This is a genomic window from Paenibacillus tabacirhizosphaerae (assembly GCF_040812395.1).
GTDB lineage: Bacteria > Bacillota > Bacilli > Paenibacillales > NBRC-103111 > Paenibacillus_E.
Genome location: NZ_JBFNXH010000015.1, coordinates 138990 through 148782 on the forward strand (window position 1 = coordinate 138990; position 9793 = coordinate 148782).

2 protein-coding genes are annotated in these 9793 nt (G+C 49.6%); both read left to right on the forward strand.

The annotated features are described in order from the left end of the window. Window positions 1-400 precede the first annotated feature (400 nt). Window positions 401-1204, forward strand: coding sequence for a thioesterase II family protein (locus tag ABRS97_RS22185; protein ID WP_367817623.1), 804 nt, complete (start codon window positions 401-403; stop codon window positions 1202-1204). A 27-nt stretch (window positions 1205-1231) separates the two neighbouring features. Then, the coding region (locus tag ABRS97_RS22190) for a non-ribosomal peptide synthetase (RefSeq protein WP_367817625.1) at window positions 1232-9793 on the forward strand (8562 nt) is incomplete at its 3' end.

Here is a 9793-nt window from a genome sequence, read left to right on the forward strand (position 1 = left end):
ATTTTTGAAATATATAATAAGATACAATTTGTATCGTATTATAGAGCAGAGTGCTGACACACATTAAGACATGCAGAATTGAAATTCGTCATAAATATAACATTTAAACCTTTTTTTGCATATTAATTCTTTGTTGAGAAAGCTGTGTTCATCGTATTTTAACAATTTGTTCATATAAAATAAATATTTTGAAAAATTAACATGCAACATAGTAATTTAATACTTTAGATAGCCCTGAAATATATAGCCAAAAAAACCTATTTCTGATACAATACGTATCGTGTAACGGATGGAACACTTGATCTAGTCGAATGATGGGGGGGAACTAAGAACCTATACGTCGGAAATCGATTTTCATAAGATCCGCCCAATTCATAAAAAGGATGAAAGAGGTAGTGAGATGACATCCAAACTTCACTCATGGTTCCTGCATGCAAATGTGAATTCCCATGCCAAACTTCGCTTGTTTTGCTTTCCGTACGCCGGAGGAGGAGCTTCGGTGTTTCGCGATTGGTCCCGTTATTTTCCAAAGGATATTGAGGTTTGCCCGGTTCAGTTACCTGGCAGAGAGAGCAGGGGGCTTGAATCTCCGATGACCTCCCTGTCGCAAATTGTTCAAGCGATTGTCGTCGAAATTCAGCCTCTTCTTCAAACCCCCTTTGTCTTTTTCGGCCACAGTATGGGTGCATTGATCGCCTATGAAACTGCACGCCAACTCAGCAGAATATATGGAAAGCCCCCGGAACAATTAATCGTTTCCGGCCGTTCCAGCGCGGGGCTTCCTTATACGAAAAAAAAGCTTCACGAGCTGCCTGACAACGAGTTCATCATGGAGCTGAGACGGATGAACGGCACGCCGGAGGCGGTGCTGCAGCATGACGAGCTTATGCAGCTGCTGCTGCCGAGGCTTAGGGCTGACTTTGAAGTTTGCGAAACCTATTCCTACATCCAGGATCAGCCGCTGCCTTGCCCGATATCCGCATTTGGCGGGAACTCCGATTACGATGTCACCGTGGCTTCACTGGCTTCCTGGAATGAGCACACGATGAGTGAATTTAATTTGCATATGTTCGAGGGCGATCATTTCTTTCTCCATGGTCAACAAGATAAAGTCATTCAGACAGTGATCGACAGCATTCATAAAATCCCTGCGGGCCCTGCTAAAAAGCAAGTCGTACAAACCGGCAACGTAATTTGGTTATAGAGAAATATACATGGTGGAGGGAATCGAATGTCGAACCAACCGACGTACCCGTTAACACATGCACAGAAAAGAATTTGGTACACGGAGAAATTTTATCCAAACACAAGCATTTCCAATTTGGGCGGCACGTTCAATTTGAGAGATGCACGCATCAATTGCGATCTCTTAAAGCAGTCGATCTATGATTTCGTAAGGCTGCAGGACACGATTCGCCTGCGAGTGCTTGACCAGCATAGCAGCGAACCGCGCCAATACACGGCTGAATTCGTTCCCTTCGACATTCCATTCTTTGATTTCAGCGATCGCCATGACGCCGATGAAGCCATACGGCAATGGTGCGAGCATAAGTTGGAGCAGCCATTCCAGCTTCATGATGCGAATTTGTTCGAATTCGCTATTTTCAAATTCAGCAGTGATGAGAGACGGGTTTTTATCAAAATTCACCATTTGATCTCGGATGGGATTTCGATGGTGCTCGCCGTTAACGAAATCATTGACAGATATATCGCTCTTGCAAATGATGGAACGATTTTGGATGAGAAATCAATAACGTATATAGACTATGTACGAAATGAGCCTGCTTATGAGGCTTCCGACCGCTATGCGAAAGATCAAAATTATTGGCATGAGGAATTTCACACCATTCCTGAATTTACGAGCTTGAAAACGTACGATTTGTATCGGGTCAGCACCGCATCAGCGAGAGAATCCGTTATTGTTCCGCAAGCCCTTCGCGAACAGATGGCAGCATTTTGCAAAGAACATAATGTCAGTGTGTTTACCTTGTTTGTTGCTGTGCTGTTCACATATCTGTATCGCGTCACCTCTCATGAGGATATCGTTCTGGGCACCAATTTTTCCAATCGGACGAATGCCAAAGAGAAAAATATGCTGGGTATGTTCGTCTCCACGACCCCCTTCCGTATGCAGGTGGAGCCTGAGCTGGATGTATTGTCTTTTATCCGAAAAGTCGGCAAAAAGCAAATGAACATATCCCGATACCAAAAATACCCTTATAACGTACTCGTTAATGAATTGAGGGAAAAGCACAACGATATCAGCAGGCTGTTCGGTATTTTTGTGGAATATCAGGTCATGGAATGGCAGAAAAAAGCGCATGTTGAATATGTGACAGAACCGTTGGGCAGCGGACATGAGGCTAATGATTTCATCTTGCATATTAAAGATCGTATGGACACAGACCAACTACAGTTGGATGTCGATTATCGTACAGGGTTATTCACAAGTGAAGAAATCTTTACCTTGATTTCACACATGCTTGAGCTTCTCAAGGATGTATTAAACAATCCCAATAAACCGCTGTGCGAGCTTGAGCTTTGCACAGAAGAGGAAAAAAATCGTCTGTTGAATCAATTGTCAGGCGTTGAAGCTGAATATCCAATGGGTACAACCATTCATGAGATATTTGAAGATCAAGCAGCTAGGGTGCCGGACCGCACGGCAGTTGCGTTTGGAAGCGAAGGCTATACGTACCGTGAACTGAATGAACGCGCCAACCGTTTGGCCAGAAAACTGCGTGATCACGGCGTGAAACCGGACGATCGCGTTGGTCTTATGGTGGATCGTTCTGCGGAAATGATCGTGGGCATGATCGCGATATTAAAAGCGGGAGGAGCCTATGTGCCGCTCGATCCGGATTATCCGGAAGAGCGCATTCAGTTTATGCTGGAGGACAGCGGAGCCCTAGTGCTGCTGACTGAAGAACAGTGGCTGGACAAAGTGCCTTTCTCAGGAACAGTTCTGGCCATTGGCGGGAACGATCAAGACTCAGGCGATGGTTCAAATTTGCCGGTCGTGAATCAGCCGTCCGATATGGCTTATATCATTTATACCTCGGGTACGACAGGTAAACCAAAAGGCGTTATGATCGAGCACCGCAACGTGGTTCGGCTGCTGCATAATGATAAACTGCAATTTGATTTTAGCGAAGACGATGTATGGACAGTATTTCATTCGTTTAGCTTTGATTTCTCGGTATGGGAAATGTACGGGGCACTTTTATACGGCGGCAAATGCGTGGTCGTTCCCAGAATGATAGCGCAAAATCCGAAGGAATTCACGCAATTGCTTCGAGATGAACAAGTAACTGTGCTGAACCAGACGCCTACAGCTTTCTATTCAGTCATTCATGAAGAGATGCAGCGGGAGGACGGCGGGGTTGCAATCCGCTACGTTATTTTTGGCGGCGAGGCGCTGAACCCGGTCATGCTGAAACCATGGCGGCACAAGTACCCGGCGACGAAGCTGATTAACATGTATGGTATTACCGAAACGACCGTGCATGTGACGTTTAAAGAAATCGGCGAGAAGGAAATCGAAACGAATGTAAGCAATATCGGAACGCCAATTCCGACGTTATCCTGTTATATTTTGGATTCGAACAGGCAACTGGTGCCGATGGGTGTTGTGGGTGAAATGTACGTCGGCGGAGCGGGCGTAGCCAGAGGTTATCTCAATCGCGACGAATTGACGAGCGAGCGTTTCATTATGAATCCGTATAAACCGAGTGAACGTTTGTACAAATCGGGCGATTTGGCGAAAATGCTGCCAAACGGCGAAATGGAGTATTTGGGCCGGATTGACAATCAGGTGAAAATCCGTGGACACCGCATCGAGCTTGGCGAGATCGAAACAAGCCTGCTTGGGCACCCGCTGATTCACGAGGTTACCGTGATCGCGCTTGATGATGCGCAGGGGCAAAAATATTTGTGCGCTTATCTCATCAGCGAGACTGAGTTGACGGTTGCTGATCTGCGCGGGCATCTGGCGCAAGAGCTGCCTTCATATATGGTGCCTTCTCATTATGTCCGTTTAGATCGTATGCCGATCACCGTTAACGGAAAAATTGACCGAAAGGCGCTACCCAAGCCGACAGGAATCGCTGTGACTGGCCGTGAGTATATGCCTCCAAGCACCGATACGGAGCATCAGCTTGTTCTCATTTGGCGGGACATCCTTGAGAATGATCGCATTGGCGTGCAGGACAATTTTTTTGAGCTGGGCGGCCATTCATTAAAGGCCATGCAGATCATTTCACGTATTCATCAGCTATGTTTTGTGGAGCTTCCGCTTCGCGTGTTGTTTGAGACGCCAACCATCCAAGCAATTGCACCCTATATCGACCAGGCTGCCAAAGAAACGTTCAATTCCATTGCACCTGCTGAGCATGGAGACTATTATTCCTTATCTTCATCCCAGAAACGACTGTACGTACTGAACCAGTTCGAAGGCTCAGGAACTACGTATAACATGCCTGGCGTGTTTACCATCGAAGGACCGCTTGATCCAACGCAACTGGAAGCTGCTTTCAATCAGCTCATTGCTCGTCATGACATGCTTCGTGCTTCATTTCATACAATCGATGGACACCCTGTGCAGAAAGTGCACGATCATATCGATTTTACCATTCAACAGATCCATCTGGAGTCGCAAGCCAGTACGGATGTTCTCCAAGTGCTCGCAACTACGTTTGTCCAGCCGTTTGATCTGGAGCGTGCTCCGCTCATTCGAATCGGGCTTGCAAAAATCGATGAAAATCGCCACCTTTTCTTGTTTGATATGCATCACATCATTTCCGATGCGTTGTCGATCGAAATCCTCATTGGCGAATTAGCGCAGCTATACCGTGGTTTAGAGCCATCATCTACGCCAGTGCCATACAAAGACTATGCGGTTTGGCAGAACGATTTTCTCCAATCGGGCGCGATGAAAAAGAAGGAAGCCTTCTGGCTTGGAGCGTTTGCAGAGGATATTCCAGTGCTCAACTTGCCTACTGATTATCCGCGTCCGTCGGTGCAGAACTTTGAAGGCGACAGCATTACGTTTGGTACGGGGCAACCATTAATGACACGGTTAAACCGGCTTGCTGCGGAGACGGGAACCACGACGTACATGCTGCTGCTTGCTGCCTACAACGTGCTGCTGGCTAAATACGCGAATCAAGAGGATATCGTAGTGGGTACGCCTGTGGCGGGCCGAACTCATCCTGATATTGAACATACGATCGGGATGTTCGTAGGTACGCTTGCTCTGCGAAACCGGCCGATACAGGATCTTAGCTTCCGCCATTTCCTGGAAGGAGTAAAACAGAACGCGCTGCAAGCTTTCGAGCATCAGGAATATCCGTTTGAGCTGTTGGTCGAAAAGCTGGATGTAGCGAGGGATATGAGCAGAAATCCTTTGTTCGATACGATGTTTAGCCTGCAAATGAAGGATTTGACGGTATTGGAGTTTGACGACGCCTTAACCTTCGTTCCCTTCACTTTGGATAACCGTATCGCCAAATTCGATCTTTCCCTGGAAGCAGTAGAGAAGGAACTGGAATTTGTTTTCCAGTTGGAGTACTGCACGAAGCTGTTTGCAAGGTCGACGGTGGAGCGTCTGGCTGGGCATTATATCGAAATTTTGAAGGGCGTTGTCGATTGCCCGGATATCGCGCTTGCTGATATAGCAATCGTTTCGGGGGATGAAAAACGGCTGCTGCTGGAAGGATTCAATGCGACGGAAAGAGCAAACCCGTCCCAAAAAACGTTCCCAGAGTTATTTGAAGAACAAGCGAAGAAAACGCCAAATCATATCGCCGTTGTTTGCGAGGATGAGAGGCTTACTTACAAGACGCTGAACAGCATGTCCAACCAGCTCGCGCGGAAACTCCGTTTGAAGGGCATTCAATCGGAGAGCGTTGTCGGGATTATGGTGGATCGTTCGATCGAGATGATCATTGGCGTTCTTGCTGTGTGGAAAGCGGGAGGCACCTACTTGCCTATCGATCCCGATTATCCGGATGAACGGATTCATTACATGCTTGAAGACAGCCGGGCGGAGCTGTTGATGACACAGCGCGCAATTGCGGGCCGGGTATCTTTTGATAAAGAAATCGTTTGTTTTGAGGAAAATGGCCTGTACTCTGAAGCTTCAACTAATTTGGGGATCCCGCAAAGCAGCGACCAGCTTGCCTATATCATCTATACGTCGGGTACGACAGGGCGCCCTAAAGGCGTCATGATCGAACATGGCAGTTACACGAACGTTGCTTTCGCCTGGAAAGATGCCTATAAGCTGGATACGTTCCAGGTTAATCTGCTGCAAATGGCGAGCTTTGCGTTCGACGTATTTGCCGGGGATCTGGCACGGGCGCTGTTGAATGGCGGCAAGCTCATCATTTGTCCGAATGATGTTAAGCTGGATCCTGCTTCTCTTTACGCGCTAATTACGGATTATAAAATCAATATTTTCGAATCGACGCCGGCTCTGATCGTTCCCTTGATGCAATATATTTATGATCATGGCTTGGATATCAGACAGTTGAATCTGCTTATTCTGGGATCGGACAGCTGTTCTGCCGAAGATTATTCGAATCTGCTGGCGCGATTTGGCCATATGATGCGGATTGTGAACAGCTATGGCGTGACGGAAGCTTGCATCGATTCCAGCTATTATGAACAGAACGAGGCATCCTTGCCGTATCACGGTCATGTACCGATTGGCAAGCCGCTGCCGAATATGAAGTTTTATGTGCTTGACCCGCAATTGAAACTGCAACCGATCGGCGTACTTGGCGAGCTGTGCATCGGCGGAATCGGGGTTGCCCGGGGGTATTATAATCAGCCAGCGCTGACCGCTGAGAAGTTTGTCGATAATCCGTTTGCACCCGGCGAGCGCATGTATCGCACAGGGGACATGGCCAGATGGATGCCGGATGGCAACATTCAATTCCTTGGCAGGGGCGACCATCAGGTGAAAATAAGAGGCTACCGCATCGAGCTGGGAGAAATCGAAGCGAGCCTGATGAAATATGAAGGCGTGAAGGAAGCCGTTGTGATCGCGAAAGACGATCAAGCGCAGCACAAATATTTGTGCGCGTACCTTGTTGCGCACGAAACGCTGACCATTCAGAAGCTGCGGGAACATCTGGCAGGTTTGCTGCCAGCCTACATGGTGCCATCCCATTTCGTGCAACTTGACAAAATGCCGCTTACGCCAAATGGCAAATTGGACCGTAAAGTTCTGGGAGCTCTTGAAGGCGGCGTTCATATCGGAACGGCCTTTGTCGCACCGACGAATGCAACGGAAGATAAGCTTGCCGCTGTCTGGCAAGAGGTGCTGGGCGTGGATCGCATCGGCATTCACGATGATTTTTTCCAGCTTGGGGGGCACTCCCTGAAAGCGATGATGCTCATTTCGCACATGCACAAAGCATGCGGCGTGGAAGTACCGCTGCGCACATTGTTCCAATCGCCGACAATCGCGGCAGTCTCCGCTTTCATAATCCAATCGGAAGCGAAGAGCTATTCAGCGATTGAACCTGCGCCAGAGCAGGAGTTTTATCCCGTATCGTCGGCGCAGAAGCGAATGTTCGTCATCCATCAATTGGATGAAGCGGGCACTAGCTACAATATGGCGGATGCGTTTCTGGTGGAAGGCCAGTTGGACGGCGGGCGATTAGCGGACGCGTTCCAGCAGTTGGTTCAGCGCCACGAAGCATTGCGCACCTCGTTTCATACCATGAACGGGGTACCGGTGCAGAAGGTGCACGCGCATGTGGCATTTAACTTGGAAAGGATAGAGGCGACGGAAGCGACTGAGGGGAATCTGAGCTCGCTCGTGCGCGATTTCGTTAAACCATTCGACTTAAGCCAGGCATCACTGTTTCGCGTCGGTCTTGTGAAGCTATCGGCAGATCGCCATATGCTGCTCTGCGATATGCATCACATTATTTCCGACGGGGTTTCCGTATCGGTGCTCATTCGCGAAATTACCGAATTGTACGAGGGCAGGAATTTGCCAGACATTCGCATTCAGTATAAGGATTTCGCTGTGTGGCAGAATGAACAGCTGCAAAGCGAGGATATGAAGCGCCAAGAAGCCTACTGGCTGGAGTCTTATGCCGGTGACATTCCAGTGCTCAATTGGCCGACTGACTATGCCAGACCTCCGTTGCAAAGCTTTGACGGCGATCGCATCGCCTTTCATTCGGGCAAGGAGCTCATGCAGGGCCTGCATCATCTTACGTCAGCAACGGGTACGACGCTGTATATGGTATTGCTCGCTGCCTACAACGTGCTCATGGCTAAATATACAGGTCAAGAGGAGATTATTGTCGGCTCGCCAATTGCCGGAAGGGCGCATGCCGATGTGGAGCACACGATTGGCATGTTCGTAGGCACGCTTGCCATCCGTAACTATCCAGAGGCAGGAAAAGGGTTCCTTCAATTTTTGGCAGAGGTAAAGGAAACGTCCCTGAGATCGTTTGAAAATCAAGATTATCCGTTTGAAGAGCTGGTCGAAAAACTGAACGTTCGGCGTGATTTAAGCCGCAACCCGCTGTTTGACGTGTTATTCGTCCTGCAAAATACAGGAGATGAGACGGTTCGCATTGCCGATCTGGCCGTCACGCCGTTTAACCAGGGCAGAAACATCGCCAAATTCGACTTGTCGCTCGAAGCCGCTGAAGAAGAAGAGGGGATTGCTTTCCATCTCGAATATTGCACGGCTTTATTTCAGCGGGCGAGTGTGGAAAGACTGGCGCAGCATTTCCTGCGCATCCTTGATGTTGTAACCAAGCAGCCTGACATTCAATTGGCTCAAATTGACATGCTGTCCGATGCCGAAAAAACACAGCTGCTGGGTGAATTTAGCGGTAGCGGAGCGGCATTCCCGCAGGATCAGACCATCCATAGCCTGTTCGAGGCGCAGGCCCAGCGGACACCGGATCGCATCGCTGCTTCCTGCGGCGAGGAAAGGCTGACTTACCGCCAGCTGAATGAACGCGCCAATAGCCTGGCCCGCGTGCTCCGCAGCCACGGCGTGGAACCGGACGCGAGGGTCGGCCTGCTTCTCGAGCGCTCGCTCGACATGATCGTCGGCATCCTCGCGACGCTCAAGGCTGGCGGCGCCTATGTGCCGCTTGACCCGGACTATCCGCTGGAGCGCACGCAGTTCATGCTGGCGGACAGCGGAGCCCGCGTCCTGTTGACGCAGCCGCATCTGCTCGGCAAGACGCCTTATGATGGCGTCGTGCTGGACATGAGCGATGCGGGGCTTTTCGCCGGGGATACCGCAGAGCTGGAGCCGGTGAATGGGCCGCATGATATGGCCTATATCATCTATACCTCCGGCACGACCGGCAAGCCGAAGGGCGTGATGATCGAGCATCAGAACGTCGTGCGCCTGCTCGTGCATGACCGGCTGCAGTTCGATTTCAACGAGCATGACGTGTGGACGGTGTTCCACTCCTTCTGCTTCGACTTCTCCGTGTGGGAAATGTACGGCGCGCTGCTGCACGGCGGCAGGTGCGTCGTTGTGCCGAAGACGACGGCGCAACATCCGAAAGCTTTCGCGCAGCTGCTCCGGCAGGAAGGCGTGACGGTGCTGAATCAAACGCCGACTGCATTTTATACGCTGATCCAAGAGGAATTGAAAGAACCGGAGAGCGGGCTTGCCGTCCGCTGCGTTATCTTCGGCGGGGAAGCGCTGAACCCGGTCATGCTCAAGCCGTGGAAGGCGAAATATCCGAACACGCAGCTCATTAATATGTACGGGATTACGGAAACAACCGTGCATGTGACG